This window comes from Rhizobium etli CFN 42 (genome assembly GCF_000092045.1).
GTDB classification, from domain to species: Bacteria; Pseudomonadota; Alphaproteobacteria; order Rhizobiales; family Rhizobiaceae; genus Rhizobium; species Rhizobium etli.
The window spans coordinates 319,738-337,540 of record NC_007766.1 but is presented as its reverse complement, the minus strand read 5'-3'; the positions used below and the strand labels follow the sequence as shown (position 1 = coordinate 337,540).

Genomic DNA, 17,803 nt, shown 5'->3' with positions numbered 1-17,803 from the left:
ATAAGAGGCCTATGATGTTGCATTTCTGGAATAAATTCGGCATTCGCGCGCAGATCACCGCAGGCTTCGTGCCGCTGATCCTGCTGATGAGCCTGCTGACCGTCAGCGCGATCTCCGGCATGAACGGGCTCGCTTCGATCTTCGCCTCCTACCGCGCCACGGCCGGCCAGAGCCTCGCCATCTCGGACTACAGTGACCAGCTGCACGAGATCCAAATGTCGGTCGAAGCCTTCCGCTCCACGCCGACCCAGGCCGTGGTTGACAGTTTCCGCGCCGGCGTCAAAGCCTTCGAAGCGGACGATCCGCGCTTTGCCGGCAACAAGGACCTGCAGTCTGGCCTGGCGACGATCCGCCAGGATATCGCCGCCTATGGCAAGGCTTTTGAGCAGATCGTCTCGCTCCAGGCCCGTCGCGACCTGCTGATCTCCAAGGTCACCGAATTCGGTCCCTGGACCAGCATCGCGCTCAACGACGTCATGCGCAGCGCCTGGCGCCAGAACGACGTCGCCCTTCTGCACATGACGGCCGAGACGCTGGAAGCCCTCAACCGCAGCCTCTATTTCTCCGAACGCTTCGTGCATTCCGACGATTTCGCCGCTTACGATACGGCGCAGACAGCACTTGCCGAAGCGGTGGCGCTCAATGATGCCGCCGCCAAGGCTGCCAAGAACGAACTGCAGAAGAAGCGCCTGATGGGCGCCGGCCAGCTGATGCAGAACTACACTGCCCGCCTAGGCGACATGAAGGAGTTGCTGCAGGCCTCCGGCAATATCCGGCAGACCCAGCTTAATGTGCTCGCACCGAAGATCGCTGGGGAGTTCAGGGATCTGCAGGCGACGGTGACCGGCGCGCAGAAGACGCTCGACGGTTCGGTGGAAGCAACGGTTGCTTCTGCGACCAGCACGACGCTCGTCATCAGCGGTCTGCTGATCGTCATCGGCCTGGTGCTCTCCTATTTCGTCGGCCGGCTGATTTCCTCGGCGGTGCGCGGCATGGCGCATTCCATGGAGCAGCTTGCCCGCGGCGACGACGCCATCGTCATCACCGGCGTCGAGCACCGGCACGAACTCGGCGCCATGGCGCGCTCGCTGAAGGTTTTCCAGGAAACCGGACGCGCCAAGCTGATCGCCGAAGCCAATGCCGAGCGCGCCCGCCTTGCCGCCGAAGAAGAGCGGCTGCGCCAGGAAGCCGAGCGGCTTTCCGACGCGCAGGTGATGGAGCATGCCTTCCGCCAAATCTCGCTCGGTCTCGATGCGCTCTCGAAGGGTGATCTCTCCGTGCGCGTCGGCGAAGTCGACCATCGTTACGTCAGGATCCGCGATCACTTCAACAGCTCGGTCGCAAGTCTCGAGGAAGCGATCGACTCCGTCATCCGTGCGGTCACGACCATCCGCTCCGGCCTTGCGGAAATCTCGACCGCCTCCAACGATCTCGCCCGCCGTACCGAGCAGCAGGCGGCTTCGCTTGAGGAAACTGTCGCGGCGCTGGGCGACGTCACCCGCGGCGTCAACGGAACGGCGGAGGGCGCCGGCCGCGCCCAGGCCGTGGTGGCGACGGCCCGCACCAATGCGGAAAAGGGCGGCGAGATCGTCTCGCGAGCCATCGCCGCGATGACGGAAATCCAGAACTCCTCGTCGAAGATCGGCAACATTATCAGCGTCATCGACGAGATCGCCTTCCAGACCAACCTGCTGGCGCTGAATGCCGGTGTCGAGGCGGCGCGTGCCGGCGAGGCCGGCAAGGGCTTCGCCGTCGTCGCCCAGGAAGTTCGCGAGCTCGCTCAGCGCTCGGCCAATGCGGCACGGGAGATCAAGGAACTGATTTCCACCTCCTCGGCACAGGTCAAGACCGGCGTTGAGCTGGTGGGTGAATCCGGTCTCTCGCTCGAACAGATCGTCGAGCAGGTCACGGCTATGAACGCGACCGTCGCCGACATCGCCGTCGCCGCCCGCGAGCAGGCGGCCAGCCTGCGCGAGGTCTCGGCCGCCGGCGACCAGATGGACAAGGTAACGCAGCAGAACGCCGCGATGGTCGAGGAAACCACGGCCGCCGCCCAGAGCCTGACGCAGGAAACCGAGAGCCTCGCCGAGCTGCTGCGGCGCTTCAAGACAGGCAACGGCCGGGCATCGAACCACCGCCACTACGCGATGGCGTCGTAACGTCCTGCTAACGCAGCCAAGAGAACGCCGCCGCCTTCAAAGGGCGGCGGTCGCGTCAATGGCCTCCGGCCGCCGGACTGTGCGGCGCGCCGGCGATGCTTCGGCGAACGTGGCGGACCGCGGTCCAGACGGCGAAGAGGACCAGCGGGATGGCACCGAGAACGGCGAGTTTCGTCATATGCGGATCGACACCCAGTGCGGAGATGCTTTCGAGGCAGATCTTCGCCAGGCCGATGGTGTAGTAGGTGATGGCGATGACGGAGAAGCCTTCGACCGCCTGCTGAATATGCACCTGGACGCGCGCCCGCTCTTCCATTGAGGTCAGCAGTGAGGCGTTCTGATCTTCGAGCTGGACCTGGACAGTGGTCCGAAGGAGGTCGCCGGCGAGGCTCACGCGTTCGGCGAGTTCGTCGAGGCGGCGCTCGGCGGCATAGACCGAGCGCACAGCGGGTTGGAAGCGTCGGTCGATGAACGTACCGAGCCTTTGTCGTTGCTCGACCCGTTCTTCCCGAAGCTCCGACAGCCTGCTCGCCACGATCTCGGCATAGGCTTTCGTGGCGCCGAAGCGGTGGCGGGCGAGTGCCGAGAAGTTGAGCACATCGGAGGAGAGCCTCGTCACCTCGGATAACAGCGCCTTGTCCACTTTAACCGCACTCTGCATATGACTGATCAGGAGGTCGAGGCGCTGATCGAAGGTGGAAAGCTTTGAGACAGTCTCGCGTGCCATCGGCATGGCAAGCAGCGCCATCATCCGATATGTTTCGATCTCCAGGAAACGCCTGACCATGCGGCCGGTGCGATAGGCATTGAGGTTGCGGTTGAAGAACAGGAATTCCACGAAGCCGCTGTCCGTCAGACGGAAGTTTGAATGCACCTCCGCATCGCCCCCGCCGACTCGCGAGGCGACATAGTCGAGCTTCGGTTTTTCGAGGGGACGCCCGTCTTTTTCATCGCGCACCAGCATGCGCACCGCTGCTATGGTCTTGCCGCCGATCTGGCGGCAGCACGCCTGAAAGGCTTCCGGTGGCTGGCTGCCCGGTTCTGCCGATGCCGGCACGACGAAGGTGAGGGTAAGGAACTCGGTATGGGCTTCCCATTTCAACCGGGCGTCACCGACGCGGCCGATGCCGTGGTTGCCCTCGCCGGTCGTGGTGACATCTTCCAATCCCGGCAGGGAACCGGGCAGTGAAGGAGGGGCATTGTCGCCGATGATGGCGATGTGCCAGACGTCGGTGTCGCCATCGAAGTAAAGCGACGGGCGCGCATGGAGCTCGTTGTGAAGTTCCCTTCGCAGCGGATGCTCGGAGCCGAGTGGCATGGAGAGGCACCTCAATGGACTGGACCGCCGGTTGGTCGACGTTCGTAAGTTGAGCCTGACACCGGCGAGCCCGCCAGCCGATAACGCCTATAGCCTCTCGCAAAGCTCGTGTCACGACGCCGCTGAACCGTCCTGTCTATCAGCGCGAATCTGCCGCACCGGCTTGCCCGCCGTTGCTCAGCTTATCGGAAGCCTCCTTGCCGAAATGGATCAGCCACGACCCGTTGCGAGGCCGTGGCTGATGCGTGCGCACATTCTGCGGGAAGGCGTGACCAGATTACTTGGCGGCAAGCGCCCCGTTGATCTTGTCGACGTCGGCGCTCATGGCCTTGAAGGTGTCGTCGAGGGAAAGTTCACCGACGATCAGCTGGCTCATCCGCTGGACGATCAGCTGGTACACGGCCGAGGATCCCTTGAGACGTTCGAGGTCACGGGCCGCCTGCGGCACGCTGTTGCGGCTTCCGAGGAAGACGGCCATGGCGTCTTTGGCGTTCTTGCTCTCGAGCTTGTATTGCGGGTCCTTGATGTCAGCGCCGGTCAGGATGACGTAATTTTCGGCGATTTCGCGCTGGACCTTTTCAGAGCCGAGGAACTCGATGAACGCGGCGACGGCTTCGGGATATTTGGTGCGCTTGAAGCCGACGATCGCGGTGCCGCCCGGCATTGCGTAGCAGCCGGCATCGCCGCAAGGCGCGCTGATAGCGGTCCAATCGAAGGAGTCGGCGATCTTCTTCTGGAACGGATTGACCATCCAGTTGCCGGCGAGATAGGTCACGACATTGCCGTTGACGAACTCGTCGCCCATGTTTTTGTACTGGGTTCCGCCGGCCGCACCCCACATTTCCTTCGGGAAAGAGCCGTCCTTCGTCCAGTTATAGAGATCCGTAATGTAGCGCTTGGCTGCATCGTCCGGGAAGAAGAACTTGCCGTCCTTGACGTAGTTCGCGCCGTAGGAGAAGGCAGCACCCGAGAAGCGATGGCCCGAGCGGTCCATCGTGAAGGGGATCTGGGCGCCGGTCGCCTTGGCGACGCGGGCGGAGGCCTCGACGATCTCCTTCAGCGTGGCGGTCGGCTTCGGAAGCGGTTCGTTTGCCTGTTCGAAGAGCGTCTTGTTAACGAAGGGCAGGTTGAAGGTCTGCGAGGCAATATAGCCGTTGATCGAGTTCGGATCGTTGACGCCGGGGAAGCGAAGCGTGTTCAGGCTGTCGCCGTGCAGCTTGGCGAAGCCGTCCGGGTCCTTCATGTAGGGGCGCATGTCGAGATAATAGGGCGCAAGCTGCCAATCGGTGATCTTGGCAATGTCGGGACCCTCGCCGACAGCAAGCTGTACCGGCAGCTGCTTGGCGACTGCATCATAGCCCGAAGAGACGAAGTTGACTTTGACGTCCGGATGCGCCGTTTCGAATTCCTTGCTCAGCGCTTCCATCCGCTCGACGTAGGCTTGATCGTCATCGGTGAACAAGAAGGTGATCGTCTTGGTTTCCGCCATGGCGGTGCTGGACCAAGCGAGGGAAACAGTCGCCAACGCCAGTGCGAAAGCCCCTGATAGATACCCTTTCATTTTCATCCTCCCATGAAAACATTTTCATCAATCGCGGCCTTGGCCATCGATAGACCAATTTCATATACTTGACATTCGTCTCGTCAAGTTATTTTGTGAGGCAATAGAGATGTTTTTGAGCAGTTTTCGAGAATAACGCTCATTACATAGCGAATGAAAAGATTTTCATGCGATTGCGGAGGAGGCAGTCTGTGAACGCGGAACGCATCAAGCAACCGGACGGCATGGCGCCCGCCTACAGCGTGGCGCGGGGGCAGACGATCACCGCGTGGGCGGTTTCCGGCCTCATTGCCAGCTATTTTCCCGGCGAGCCGGCGCCTGCCGAGGACCGCGTCAACTATCGGTTCATCAACGGCTTCGTCGACGTCGGCGACCTGCCTTGCCGCAAGGCCTTTTGGTCGACAATGGTGGGGCGCGAGCTTGTCCCCGATAAAGCCTGGCCGAGCGAGAGCCTCTATCTTCCGGGTTCGAATCGCCGCGTCGAATTCACCAGCTTCTGGCATGTTCCGACGCATGTCAGGCGATGGCTGAAGGGCACCTTCAGAACGGAAGCCTCGCGCACGCTCAACCTCGCGCTCAAGACGTGCGGCGGCGTTCGCATATGGGTCAACGGCCAGGAGGCGGTGCGCTTCGAACCCTTCAGGCGCAACCTCGAGAGCGGAACCGAGATAAGGCTGCCGCTCGAAGCGGGCGACAACGAGATTCTCGTCCATACCGAAGATCTTGCCGAGCGCGACACGACCTGGTTCTTCGAACTCGAAATGCTGGACGAGGAGCCGCTCTGCGTGCTGCTGCCGGTATCGCTCGATCAGGATGAGGTGAGGGAGCTGGAAGCGCTTTCGCGAGGCGTGCGCCCCGCCCGCGACGTGTTCGTCAACCAGCCGCCGGAGATCATCTTCGATACGGCGCCGGAGCGCGACCTGCCGGTGGAGCTCAAAGTGGTCGGCCATGGCCACGAGCGACCGGTTCTCGCCCATGCGAAACTGACCCTGCACGCCGGTCAGAACCGGCTGACGGCCGTCGATGTCTGCGCCATTGCGGACGGTTATCACGGCATCCGCATGACGATCGGCTCCGGGCCGGGCTCGGTCACCCGCGTCATCGACGCCGCCTTCATGAGCAGCATCTCGCCATTGCCGGCAGAGGCATCGCTTGCCGCCCGCAAGCGGCAGGCGTTGGAATACAGCGCTCGCTTCGGCGCCAACCGCGCCGGCCGCCTGATTGCCATGATGGAAACTGGCTACGACGACCAGGAGAGCTTCGACCGCATCGTCGATGCGACGCTCGCCTCCATCGATGCGCGCGAGGATTGCTCGGATTTCATCATGGTGCCGCTCCTGTGGCTGCTCGGCGCCCATGGCGACCGCATGCCCAAGGCCACGGTCGAGCGCATCCGCCAATCCGTTCTCTCCTATCGCTACTGGGTCGACGAGCCGGGCAATGACGCGATGTGGTTCTGGAGCGAGAACCATGTGCTCTGCTTCCATACCAGCCAGCTTTTGGCCGGGCTTCTTTTGCCCGACGAGGTGTTCTCAGCCTCGGGCCGCACGGGACGGCAGCAGGCGGAACTTGCCGTCGAGCGCCTCGGGCGCTGGTTCGACAGCGTTGAGGCCCATGGTCTGGCGGAGTGGAACTCGGCCGCCTATTACCCGATCGATTTCATCGGCCTAATGGCGCTGGAGCGCTGGGCGGAGAGCGGGATCGCCGATCGTGCCCGGCGCCAGATCGATCTCATCTTCCGTATGATCGCCCTTCATACGCTTGCCGGCGTTCCGGCGGGGTCGCAGGGGCGCGCCTACGACAAGGAACTGCGCGCCGGCCCGCTGACCGAACTTGCGCCCTTCGCCCAGGTCGCCTTTGGCACCGGCTGGCTCAACAATGGCGTGGCGGCGCTGACCATGTTCTGCGCCGGTGACTATGAGCCGCCGGCCGATCTCGCCGAGCTTGCTTCGCTGTCGCGGGGAAGAAGCGTCGAGGCCCGCTACAGTCAGGGGCTGGAGAGCGGAAAGCTCGTGCTCTTCAAGAACGAGGCTGCGCAGCTTTCGACGGTCGTCGACCACAAGACCGGCCGGAAGGGGCATCAGCAGCACGTTCTGGATATCCGGCTCGCCGGCCATCCGATGGCGAGGCTGTGGGTTAATCATCCCGGCGAAGACGATCCGTGGGGCAACCAAAGACCGTCCTACTGGGCCGGAAACGGCATCCTGCCGCGCGTCGCCCAGCACCGCGATGTCGCCCTGCTGATCGAGGACACGGGCGACGCACGGCATGCCTGGACGCATGCCTATATCGGCCGCGACGGCCTCGACGATCTCATCGTCGAAGACAGATGGTTGATCGCCCGGTCGGGCAGGGGATTTGCCGCTCTTTGGGCGTCTAACGGCCTGAAACTGATAACCGATGGGCCGACCGCCGGCCGCGAGGCGCGGTCCTGCGGGTCGCTCTGCGGTTGGGCGGCCATCGTCGGATGCGGCAATGACGATGCCTTCAAGGCCTTTCTCGAACGCCTGTGCCAGACAACGGTTGCCTTCGATCCTGTGCTTCGGCGTCTTTCCCTGACGCCGCCCGGCGGTCTTGAGATCTCCCTCTCTTATGCCGACGGTCTTTCGATCGCCGGCAAGCCACGGCCGTTCACCCATGATCAGCCGCACCCCATCCTCACCCACGACAGCGCCGCGTCCCAAGCCGCCGCTGACGGGCCGTTTTACTCCTGAGAATATAGGATTTCAGCATGAATACAGCATCTGTCGACAACGCCGCTCTCCTGACGACGATCGATCGCGTGGCGACGGCTTTCAGCCGGCTCAGGGGCATCAAGGAAGGTCTCGTGACCGACAATGCGGCTTCGGGAATCCAGTTCGACGAATGGGACTGGGAAGTCGGCGTCGGCCTTTACGGCTTTCTGCGCCGTGCGATCTCCGCCAATGACCAGAAGGCGCTGCAGGAACTCGTCGCCTGGTACAGCGCCCAGATCGACCGCGGCCTGCCGCCGCGCCAGATCAACAGCACGGCGCCAATGCTGCCGCTCGCGATCCTCGTCGAGCATGTCGACCGCCCGGATTTCCGCGCCCTTGTCGAGGATTGGGCCGAATGGCTCGTCAAGGAGCTGCCGAAGACGGAAGACGGCGGCTTCCAGCACGTCGTCAAGGAACGCCTCAACGACGGCGAATTGTGGGATGACACGCTATTCATGGCCTGCCTGTTCCTCGCGCGCGCCGGCGTGCTCTGCGAGCGCAACGACTGGATCGACGAGGCCGTCTATCAGTTCGTCATCCACACCCGCTATCTCTCCGATCCCGTGACCGGGCTCTGGTATCACGGCTGGACCTTCAACGGCCGCCACAATTTCGCCAATGCCTTTTGGGCCCGCGGCAACGCCTGGATCACCGTCGCCATTCCCGAGCTCTTCGATCTCGTGCCGACGCTCGGCGAGAAGGACCGGCGGTTCCTGTCGAACGTCCTCGTCAGCCAGGTGCGTTCCCTGAAAGCACATCAGCGGCCGGACGGCATGTTCACGACTCTGCTCGACGATCCCTCTTCGCCGCTGGAAACCTCGGCCACCGCAGGCATCGCCTATGGCATTCTGCGCGCCATCGACGCCGGCATTCTCGGCGAGAGCGACAAGGTCCATGCGGAGCGCGCGCTCAAGGCCGTACTCGCCCAGATCGACGAGGAGGGCGTCGTCCACGGCGTTTCGGACGGCACGCCGATGGGCCATGACCTCGATTTCTACCGGCGCATCCCGAACCTGCCGACGCCCTACGGCCAGGCGCTGACCATGCTGCTGCTGACCGAAGTCTTCATCGAGAGCGGCCGACGCCAATGAGTACCACCTCCCGCGTCGCGATCGAGGCGTTCGACGGCGATAATACCGATGGCCTGCAGGCTGCGATCGACACTCTTTCGGCTTCCGGCGGCGGACGCCTGGAGCTCCTGGCGGGCATCCACCGCTGCCAGGGGCTCCGGCTGCGCTCCGGGGTCGATCTGCACCTTGCCGCCGGCGCGATCTTGCGGCCCGTCCCCGACTATGCGGCCTACGCGCATACAACGGTTTCGGTGATCGCCGAAAAATCCGATCGAGGCATGATCGTCGCGCGGGATGCGCGGCGCATCAGCCTGACGGGGGAGGGTCGCATCGAAGCCGGCTGCGAAAGCTTCATCACAGGAGACGACGAGACGGTGGGAACTTTCATTCCGGCCGAATTCCGTCCCCGTGTCGTCGTCCTCGAAGGCTGCGACGAGGTCGAGATCAGTTCCGTCACCATCAGCCGCTCGCCGATGTGGACGCTGCATTTCGTCAACTGCACCGATGTCGCGGTCCGCAGCGTCACCATCGAAAACGATCGCCGCCTTCCCAATACGGACGGCATCGTGCTCGACGCCTGCCGCGGCGCCGTCATTGAGGACTGTAACATATCGACGGCCGACGACGGCATATGCCTGAAGACGAGCATCGGTCCTGAAGGTGTGGCCATCGGCCGGTGCGAGAACATTCTCGTGCGCCGCTGTTTCGTTCAGAGCTTGAGCTGTGCGTTGAAGATCGGCACGGAAACGCATGGCGATGTCACCAATGTCCTGTTTGAGGATTGCAGCGTCTCGTCTTCCAACCGGGCGCTCGGCATATTTTCCCGCGACGGCGGCCGGATCTCGAATGTGAGGTTTTCCAGGATTTCGGTAGAGTGCCGGGAAACGCCGGATGGCTTCTGGGGCTCCGGGGAGGCGCTGACCGTCAATGTCGTCGACCGGATCGCCGAGCGGCCTGCGGGCGCCGTCGAAAATCTCGTCGTCGAAGACGTGACCGGCCGCATGGAAGGGGCGATCACCATAATCGCGGCTGCGCCGGCGGGCATCAGCAACGTATCCCTCGCCCGGATCGCCATCGATCAGCAGCCCGGGCAGCTCGGCACCGGGCGGACCTACGATCTGCGCCCGACGAATGCCGACCTCGCGCCGAAGGCCGATGGCGGCGGGCGTGCCAATGCCTGGACTCGGGGTTCGGACGGGCGGGTGATCGGCCTGCAGGACTATCCCGGCGGAATGCCGGCGGTCTACGTGGCCGATGTCGCCGGGATATCGATGAACAAGGTGCGGATCACGAGGCCTGGACCGCTGCCGCAAGGCTGGAACGCAATCGACGTCGTCATGGAAACGACGGCATCTGATGGGAGTGGGGCATGGCAGAACTGAAACTTTCCACCGTCAACAAGTCGTATGGCGCCGTCAAAATCCTGCATGACGTCGAACTCGACATCAAGGACGGCGAGTTCGTCGTCTTTGTCGGACCGTCGGGCTGCGGCAAGTCGACCCTGCTGCGCGTCATTGCGGGCCTTGAGGAGGTGACCTCGGGCGCAATTGCGATCGGTGGCAAGGACGTCAGCGCACTGTCGCCGGCCGAGCGCAAAATCGCGATGGTCTTCCAGTCCTATGCGCTCTATCCGCATATGAGCGTGCGCAAGAATCTAGCCTTCGGTCTGGAAAATCTGAAGTTCAAGCGGGCTGAAATAGAGGCCCGCATTGCCGAGGCGGCCAGAATGCTGGCTATCGAACCCTATCTCGACCGGCGTCCGAAGCAGCTTTCGGGCGGCCAGCGCCAGCGCGTGGCGATCGGCCGGGCGATCGTGCGCGAGCCCGACATCTTCCTCTTCGACGAGCCGCTGTCGAACCTCGATGCGGCGCTGCGTGTCCAGACCCGGGCCGAGATCACCAAGCTCCATCGTGACATCAAGACGACGATGATCTACGTTACCCACGATCAGGTCGAGGCGATGACCATGGCCGACAAGATCGTCGTTTTGCGCGCCGGTCGGGTCGAGCAGGTCGGGGCACCGCTGGAGCTCTTCGATCATCCGCGCAATCTCTTCGTCGCCGGTTTCCTCGGCTCGCCGCGCATGAACATCATCAAGGGCAGGGTCTCGGGCGTCGGCGAAAACGGCGTCGTCGTCGATGTCGGCAATGGCGGCACGATCGTCAGCAATGTCGATCCCGCCGGCATTGCGGTCGGTCAGGCGGTTGTGGTCGGTATCCGGCCCGCGCATTTCACCCGATCCGGCGAGCGGGGCCTGCCGTTCGTCGTGCAATATCACGAGGGGCTCGGGACCGAGACCTATGTCTACGGCAATCTCGCCGGGCAAGATGACCAGATCATCATCCATGAAGTCGGCCATTTCGCGCCGGTTTCGGGCGACCGTATCTTGATCGATGCAGATCCCGCCCGCGTTCATCTGTTCGATCCCGAAAGCGGCCTGGCCTTTGGCCGACGGTCCGGGCAGGGGAGGCGCTGACATGGCAGAGATCACGGCCGGTACATTGCTGTCTCAGACAGGTGAAACGGCGATGAGGGTGGTCGAGGCGCCCATGAATGCGATCGAGCGTCTGTTCGGCCGCAAGCGGATGCCATGGCTGTTCCTGGCGCCGAACCTCATCCTGTTTGGAATCTTCACGTTCCTTCCCATCGCGATCGCCGTCGGCTACGCCTTCACCGGCGGCACCAATCTCTTCGTCTCCGACCGGCCGTTCGTCGGTCTCGACAACTTCCGCACCCTGCTTTCCTGCGGCAATTACCTTCAGCCTGGAACCTGCCAGGAATCGCTGTTCTGGACGGCGGTGTGGAACACTCTTTGGTTCGTGGCCTTTAATGTCGTCGCTACATTGCTGGTGGCGCTGATCACGGCGTTGATCCTCAATCGGGCGATCTTCGCGCGTGGCTTCTTCCGGGCGATGTTCTTCTATCCCGTTCTGCTTTCTCCCGTGGTCATCGGCCTGATCTGGAAGTGGTTCCTCGATCGCAACGGCCTGCTGAACGCCTTCTTTCAGATGCTTGGCGTTCCCCCCGAGATCTTCCTGCTCGATGTTGGCTGGTCGCGCTTTTTCGTGGTCGTCGTGTCGGTCTGGTTCCATATGGGCTTTTACACGCTGATCCTGCTCGCCGGCCTCCAGGCAATCCCCAAAGATCTCTACGAGGCCGCGTCCATCGATGCCGCTTCACCGCGCCGCACACTGTTCAGGATCACGCTGCCGCTTCTTGCTCCGAACCTGCTCGTCGTATTCATCCTTCTGATGATCAAGTCGGTGCAGATCTTTGACGAGGCCTGGGTTCTGACCAATGGCGGCGGCCCGGGCACGGCCAACAGCTTCATCGTCCAATATATCTACCAGATGGCCTTCGGCAGCGATCTCCGTCTCTTCGGGCTTGCCTCCGCCGCATCGGTTCTCATGGGTCTGGTGCTTCTGGTCCTCACCCTCATACAGCTGCGCCTCGGCAAGCGAATGGAGTCCTGAGATGAGCCCGATCAGTTTTCTCTCACGCACACGCCGGGCCGGGCGCATCGATATTACCGACGTTTTGTCCTGGGTCTGGTTGATCGGCGGAACGCTAGCCGTGCTCATTCCCGTCCTCTGGGCAGGCCTTTCCTCACTGAAGCCCGCGGCCGAGATCACCCGCTTTCCACCGTCGCTGCTTCCCCGGGCCGCCGTGGAACAGACCGTGCCCGGATTCGACAAGCCGCTCAGCCTTTGGAACGTAACGATTGACGGCCGGCAACGTGAAATGGCCATGGTGCGGCGCATCGGTCTCAAGGCGCAGATGGTCGATCCTGCAAATCCGGGGCAACCGGTCGGTGTCGACGTGAAGGGGATCACGCCGGTCCAGCATCTGACGGTTGCCACCGAGAACTACACCGATCCGCTGACGCGCTTCAACTTCCTGACCTTCCTGAAGAATTCGGTCTTCGTCACCGTGGTTGCCACGCTGCTGACGCTGATCGTCAACGCCATGGCTGCTTTTGCGCTGTCGAAATACAAATTTCGGGGCGACACGACTGTGTTCGTCATCATCATCTCGACCTTGATGATCCCGCTCGCCGTCGTCATGGTTCCGGCCTATCTCGTCATCGTGGGGGTCGGGCTTGCCGATAATCTCTGGGGCGTCATCCTGCCGACCGTCGCCTCTCCGACGGCCGTGTTCCTGCTGCGGCAATACATGCTGACCATACCCGACGAGCTGATCGAGGCGGCGCGCGTCGATGCGGCGAGCGAATTCTGCATCTTCTGGCGGATCATCCTGCCGCTGACGGCGCCGGCGCTTGCGGTGCTGGCGATCTTTTCCGTGCTCTGGCGCTGGAACGATTTCCTCTGGCCGCTCATCGTCCTCAACAGCCGCGAGAATTTCACCCTGCAGGTCGGTCTCAACGCCTTCCAGGGAGAGTTCTCGGTGCAGTGGCACTATATCCTGGCGATGACCTTCCTCAGCCTGTTGCCCGTCACCGTCGTCTTCCTGTTCCTGCAGAAATACATCACCACGGGCATTGCCGGTACGGGAATGAAGTGAACGAAGCCTGGCGCAGCCCCGATTGGGGTCGAGATGAGCAAACCTCCCAAGCATTGAAGACTGCCTTCCCATCTCGCGCCAGCTGAAGCGCACCGCACCTGGTCCTGCGGTGCGCTTCAGTCCTCTTTAGAGGGAAGCGGGGCGGGTTGGCTGCCTGAGCCGCGATCACAGAACAGTTTCGAAGAGCGGGATCAGGGCTGCGCCGATCGCGCCGGGGGCGTCGATGATATTCGCCACGGCCAGCCCCGGAACGTCGCGCAATGCGCCATGCCGAGGCAGATTGTTGAATTCGGTGCGTTCGATCAGCATTCTCGCAAGTGAATGTGGAAGCTCGCCGCCAAGCACGATCAATGCCGGGTCGAAGATCGCGCAGATCGCATTGATGGCTCGGTTGTGGGCCGGAGTGACGCGGTCGATCCATTCCTCGACACCGTCCCACTCCACTAGATTTTCGTTCTTCAGATCCCTCAGGGTCAGGCCCACGCGCCCTTTGGCGCGAAGATGTTCGAGCAGCTGGTTGAGAGCGGGGCGATCGTCGTAGTCCTGACGCCCGAAGAGAACGGAGATTTCGCCGGCATTTCCGAAACTGCCGCGAAACGGCATGCCGCCGGAGACAAGGCCGCCGCCATAGCCATGAAGGTGGGCGATATAGGCAAAATCGGCAACGTCACGCCCGACGCCGAAAATTGCTTCCGCCAAGGCCGCAGTCCTGGCGACATTGTCTGCCCAGACCGGCAGGCCAAGCCGCTCCCCAAGCAATGGCGCCAGGTCGATCAGCGACCAATGGGCGAGCGGCAGGGGACAATTGAAAGCCGTATCCAGCATGCGATGGCCGGAGACTGCGAGGCCGACGCCGAGGATGTCGCGCCGCTTGGCGCTGCGCCGGGCGAGGATCTGTTCGACCGCTGCTTCGATCCGCTCCATTTCAAGGGATAGCGACGAGCCGGCCTGGGGAATTTCCATTTTGTCCAATGGTTCGCCGAAACCCATGAGGCAAAGGCCAATCGTTCCGACATTGATGGAGATGCCGAGCGTCAGACACCACTCCCTTCGCAGTGTCAGCTCCGGGCTTGGTGGACCGGGGCGCCGGTTTTCCGATTGGGAAAAGGCGACCATTCCCCGATCATGAAGCCGGCCGACGATTCTGTGCAGCGATTGCTGGGTGAGATCGAGTGGATCGGTCAGGCTGGAGCGCTCGATGCCGGGCGACTTCCAGATCAACCGCAAAAGGTCCCGTTCGTTACGGGAGGCTACTCTCGCGGGCTCTGTGTCTCGCAGGAAGTGTGGGGCGACGTGGTCCAGCGGAGCGTACTTCATTTTCCAAACATATTGATTTACACTGTAGGTGTGAAGCAGGTGGAGGGGACGCTTTGCTTCTGCGGGGCAACGAAATCATCCGTGGTTTTGCCGGTCCTGCTTAACCCATCAAGATTGGCCAGACCAGTCGCGATGATGTCAGGCGGCAGAAGAAAAGAACCGAGCGGCATGGATGCGTTAAGACGGGAGAAAATGGCAATTGCCGAGCATGGGGGGTACGGATTCGAGCCCACGCATGGAGGCACCAGCTTCGAATCAATGGTTCAGGCCTTTACGGCTGGTTACGGCGTTTTCGGCGCACAGCCGTTGAAGGATGACCGAAAATTCGCCTGGGCCGCGGATCTGAGAAGGACTGAGGCGCTCACGGTGCTTCATTCGGTCTATCAGAGTTCCTGGACGATCCGGACGCTTGATGAGTCTCCCCAGCATCTCGCGTTTTTTATGCCGCACACAGGCTCTTTTCGACTGTCGATAGGAAAGAGAACGGTCGAAAGTGGCGCCGGTTACTTTCTCATGGCCAACAATCACGAAGTCGGCGATCGTGTGGTCCAGGGAGGACCGCACCGCTCGGACGCCCTTTTTCTGGACTGGAAGGTTATGAAAAGGGTCCTCGCCTCGCTGGTGGAAAAGCCCCTATCGGAGTCGTTCGGTCTCGACCCGATCCTGGATCGCGCGACGCAGCCGGGCCAACTCATCGGCAATCTGCTCCAGACGATCGTGCAGGGCATGCGCGGCGCCGGTCCGTTGCTATCTTCGCCTCTTGCCGCAGCCGCGATGAGCGAAACTCTTGCTCACCTCGTGATCCGATTTGGCCGGCATCGGTTTTCCGATCATCTGGAAAAAAAGAAAGTATCGTTGATTGCACCTTGGCATGTCCGACGCGCTATCGACTACATGCATGCCAATATCGCGGAACCTCTCACCATGACGATGGTCGCCGATGATGTCGGGGTTTCCCTTCGTGCGCTGCAAACGGGCTTCAAGGCCTTCAGGGGAACGTCGCCGGCCGGTTACCTCCGCACGATCCGGCTGCAGGCGGCACGCGAGCAGTTGCGGGATCCGACGAACCAGCAATCCGTCCGCGAAATCTGCGCGATCTGGGGTTTTGCCCACGCGGGCAGGTTCTCCATCATTTACCGCAGCACCTTTGGAGAAAGCCCGCGCGATACACGGCTGCGGGCTGAGCGCTTGCGCTGAGGTGAGCTTAGGAGCTCGAGAGGCTGGCTCTTCCGGCATTTTAGCGCGGCGGTGCGATGCTGCCCCGCAGGACGAGATGGCAGCCGAGCTCCAGACGATGAGCCGGCCGCTGCGGATCATTGGCAATCAACCGCTGTTCGATGAGCGCGAGCGCTGCCGCGCCGAGACGGTCGGTCGGCACGCTCACGGTGGACAGCGGCGGGCGACTGAACTCGCCGGGAACGATGTCGTCGAAGCCGAGCACGGATATTGCGTCGGGAACGCGTATATCGCGATCGGCCAATGCCTTCAGGCAGCCGAGCGCCAGATTGTCGGCCGCGCAGAAGACGGCGGTTGCGCCTTTCAGCGTGGGGTCGCGATGGAGCAGCGCATTGATGGCCGCTTCGCCATGCCGGGGCTCATATCCCTCCGCCTCGATGATCATATCCTTCGGCACGGGAAGCTGTGCGGCGAAATAGGCATCGGAAAAACCGTCATACCGGCGCTGGATGGTCGTGCGGCCCTTCCAGGTCAGATGCAGGATCCGGCGGTGGCCAAGCGCCAGGAGGTGCTCGATTCCGAGCCGTGCGCCGAAGCGGTTTTCAGGTGTCACCGTATCGACCAGCATGGCGGGATCCTCGCCGTTGACGATGACGACGGGCATATCCGCCGAGGCGAGGCTGCGGATGAGTTCGGGCTGATCATCATTCAGCACCACGATGCCATCAGCGCGTTCTGATATGGCGATCTGCCTGACCTCGGCGCCGTCGATGCGCCGGCCGCTGCTGACGTAGGGCACGATGCGGATGCCGCGACGCTCGCATTCCCTGCGAAGACCATTGAGAATCGTCCAGCTCACCAGATTGAGATCGCTCTCCGGCGCGGCATCGTGAGGAATGGCGAGAAGCAGAACGTGCAAGGCGGCGATCGTCGCCTTCTTTCTCCGGCGGTCGAGATAACCGAGACGTTTTGCCGAATCCAGAACTCTTTCCCGCACTTCGATCGTCAGCGGCGCAGTGCCGTTCAGGGCGTGCGAGGCCGTGCTCAGCGACACTTCGGCATCGCGTGCGACATCTTTGAGATTGACTTTACGTTCCACTTTTTCCGCCAGGAATTCAGATCGTACCTTCGAAGCATAAGCTAACTCGATGTTTTCACATAAAGACTTTAGAAAAGCCATGTGCTTGCGTTGATATTTTCGTCATCCGCAATCAGCGACGTTCGGCAAGCAGCCCGTTGAACAGCAGGTCGAAATAGGCTCGCATGAAGGCGTCCTTGCTAGGCGTCGGCACGCGGCGATCGTCGAAGATCAACCGCAGAACCGTCGTCGTCAGAATCGGCGCGACCACGATGTCGGAGAATTCGACGGGAATTTCGCGAAATTCCCCTGACGCAACGCCTTCCAGGATGAGAGCGTCGATCCTGGCGATAATCGGCGCTATGAACTGGTCGTGGTGGCGATCGATCAGGTCGGGGAACCGCTGTCCTTCCGAAATGACCAGCCGTGTCAATTCGCGGGTTGTACGATCCTCCGCGATTTGGTCGTAAAGTAGACCGAGAATGGACATCAGCCTGTCGGTGGCGCTGCCGCCGAGGCCAGCGGTGATTTGGAGCAGTTCCTGAAAGGGGACGGAGAAGTGGCTGATCATGGCTTCGAAGAGCTTTTCCTTCGTCTCGAAGTAGACATAGACCGTGCCCTTGGTGACGCCGACCCTGTCTGCGATGTCGTCGACGCGGGCGCCGGCGAACCCGTTTCTGACGAATTCCTCGAATGCGGCATCCAGGATCTGGATGGGTCGCAGCGCCTTCTGTTCCGCGCGCGTGAGTTTCTTCTGAGCCGCCATTCGTGCCTCGCCTGCCTTGACTTGATTGCCCGCCGTCGTTGTCGTGAAAGTTTCATTGACTAATCCGTCAGTCAATTATATAGCAGCTGCCGTTGAGAGCAA

The 17,803-nt window shown here is 62.0% G+C and carries 13 protein-coding genes; 8 read left to right on the top strand and 5 right to left on the bottom strand.

Going from position 1 to position 17,803, the window contains the following annotated elements; all coding sequences use genetic code 11:
* Nucleotides 1–14: 14 nt before the first annotated feature.
* A complete protein-coding gene (locus tag RHE_RS27980) occupies nt 15–2,159 on the top strand; it encodes a methyl-accepting chemotaxis protein (RefSeq protein WP_011428606.1) in 2,145 nt (714 codons plus the stop codon).
* Between the two features lie 55 nt (nt 2,160–2,214).
* On the opposite strand, the gene RHE_RS27975 is transcribed toward RHE_RS27980, so the two are convergent.
* On the bottom strand, nt 2,215–3,477 hold the full coding sequence (locus RHE_RS27975) for a DUF3422 domain-containing protein (RefSeq protein ID WP_011428605.1): 1,263 nt from the start codon (nt 3,475–3,477) through the stop codon (nt 2,215–2,217).
* Between the two features lie 277 nt (nt 3,478–3,754).
* Nucleotides 3,755–5,038, bottom strand: a complete 1,284-nt coding sequence (locus tag RHE_RS27970) for an ABC transporter substrate-binding protein (protein ID WP_011428604.1) — start codon at nt 5,036–5,038, stop codon at nt 3,755–3,757.
* A gap of 191 nt (nt 5,039–5,229) precedes the next feature.
* Between RHE_RS27970 and RHE_RS27965 the strand changes: the two genes are divergently transcribed.
* From RHE_RS27965 to RHE_RS27940, 6 genes are read left to right on the top strand one after another with little or no spacing between them, the layout of a single operon-like run.
* Nucleotides 5,230–7,752 carry a hypothetical protein gene (locus RHE_RS27965; RefSeq protein ID WP_086005050.1) on the top strand — a complete coding sequence of 841 codons (2,523 nt, stop codon included), beginning with the start codon at nt 5,230–5,232 and terminating at the stop codon, nt 7,750–7,752.
* A gap of 17 nt (nt 7,753–7,769) precedes the next feature.
* Nucleotides 7,770–8,864, top strand: a complete 1,095-nt coding sequence (gene bglB / locus RHE_RS27960; protein ID WP_011428602.1) for a beta-galactosidase BglB — start codon at nt 7,770–7,772, stop codon at nt 8,862–8,864.
* Nucleotides 8,861–10,225 (top strand): polygalacturonase PglB, encoded by a 1,365-nt coding sequence (gene pglB / locus RHE_RS27955; RefSeq protein ID WP_011428601.1) that lies wholly within the window; start codon nt 8,861–8,863, stop codon nt 10,223–10,225. The genes bglB and pglB overlap by 4 nt, the downstream gene beginning before the upstream one ends.
* On the top strand, nt 10,213–11,319 hold the full coding sequence (locus RHE_RS27950; protein WP_011428600.1) for an ABC transporter ATP-binding protein: 1,107 nt from the start codon (nt 10,213–10,215) through the stop codon (nt 11,317–11,319). The genes pglB and RHE_RS27950 overlap by 13 nt, the downstream gene beginning before the upstream one ends.
* A gap of 1 nt (nt 11,320) precedes the next feature.
* Nucleotides 11,321–12,316, top strand: coding sequence for a carbohydrate ABC transporter permease (locus RHE_RS27945; RefSeq protein WP_011428599.1), 996 nt, complete (start codon nt 11,321–11,323; stop codon nt 12,314–12,316).
* A gap of 1 nt (nt 12,317) precedes the next feature.
* Complete coding sequence (locus RHE_RS27940; protein ID WP_011428598.1) at nt 12,318–13,364, top strand: carbohydrate ABC transporter permease; 1,047 nt, start codon at nt 12,318–12,320, stop codon at nt 13,362–13,364.
* 165 nt (nt 13,365–13,529) lie between these two features.
* Here the strand turns inward: RHE_RS27940 and RHE_RS27935 are convergent, their stop codons facing one another.
* Nucleotides 13,530–14,681, bottom strand: a complete 1,152-nt coding sequence (locus RHE_RS27935) for an ROK family transcriptional regulator (RefSeq protein ID WP_011428597.1) — start codon at nt 14,679–14,681, stop codon at nt 13,530–13,532.
* A gap of 168 nt (nt 14,682–14,849) precedes the next feature.
* Here RHE_RS27935 and RHE_RS27930 point away from each other — a divergent pair, with 168 nt between their 5' ends.
* Entirely contained in the window at nt 14,850–15,878 is a 1,029-nt protein-coding gene (locus RHE_RS27930) for a helix-turn-helix domain-containing protein (protein ID WP_041679322.1), read from the top strand.
* A gap of 40 nt (nt 15,879–15,918) precedes the next feature.
* Here the strand turns inward: RHE_RS27930 and RHE_RS27925 are convergent, their stop codons facing one another.
* Nucleotides 15,919–16,956: a LacI family DNA-binding transcriptional regulator gene (locus tag RHE_RS27925; RefSeq protein ID WP_011428595.1), complete on the bottom strand. Its 1,038-nt coding sequence runs from the start codon at nt 16,954–16,956 to the stop codon at nt 15,919–15,921.
* 112 nt (nt 16,957–17,068) lie between these two features.
* Nucleotides 17,069–17,701, bottom strand: coding sequence for a TetR/AcrR family transcriptional regulator (locus RHE_RS27920; protein WP_011428594.1), 633 nt, complete (start codon nt 17,699–17,701; stop codon nt 17,069–17,071).
* Between the last annotated feature and the right edge of the window lie 102 nt (nt 17,702–17,803).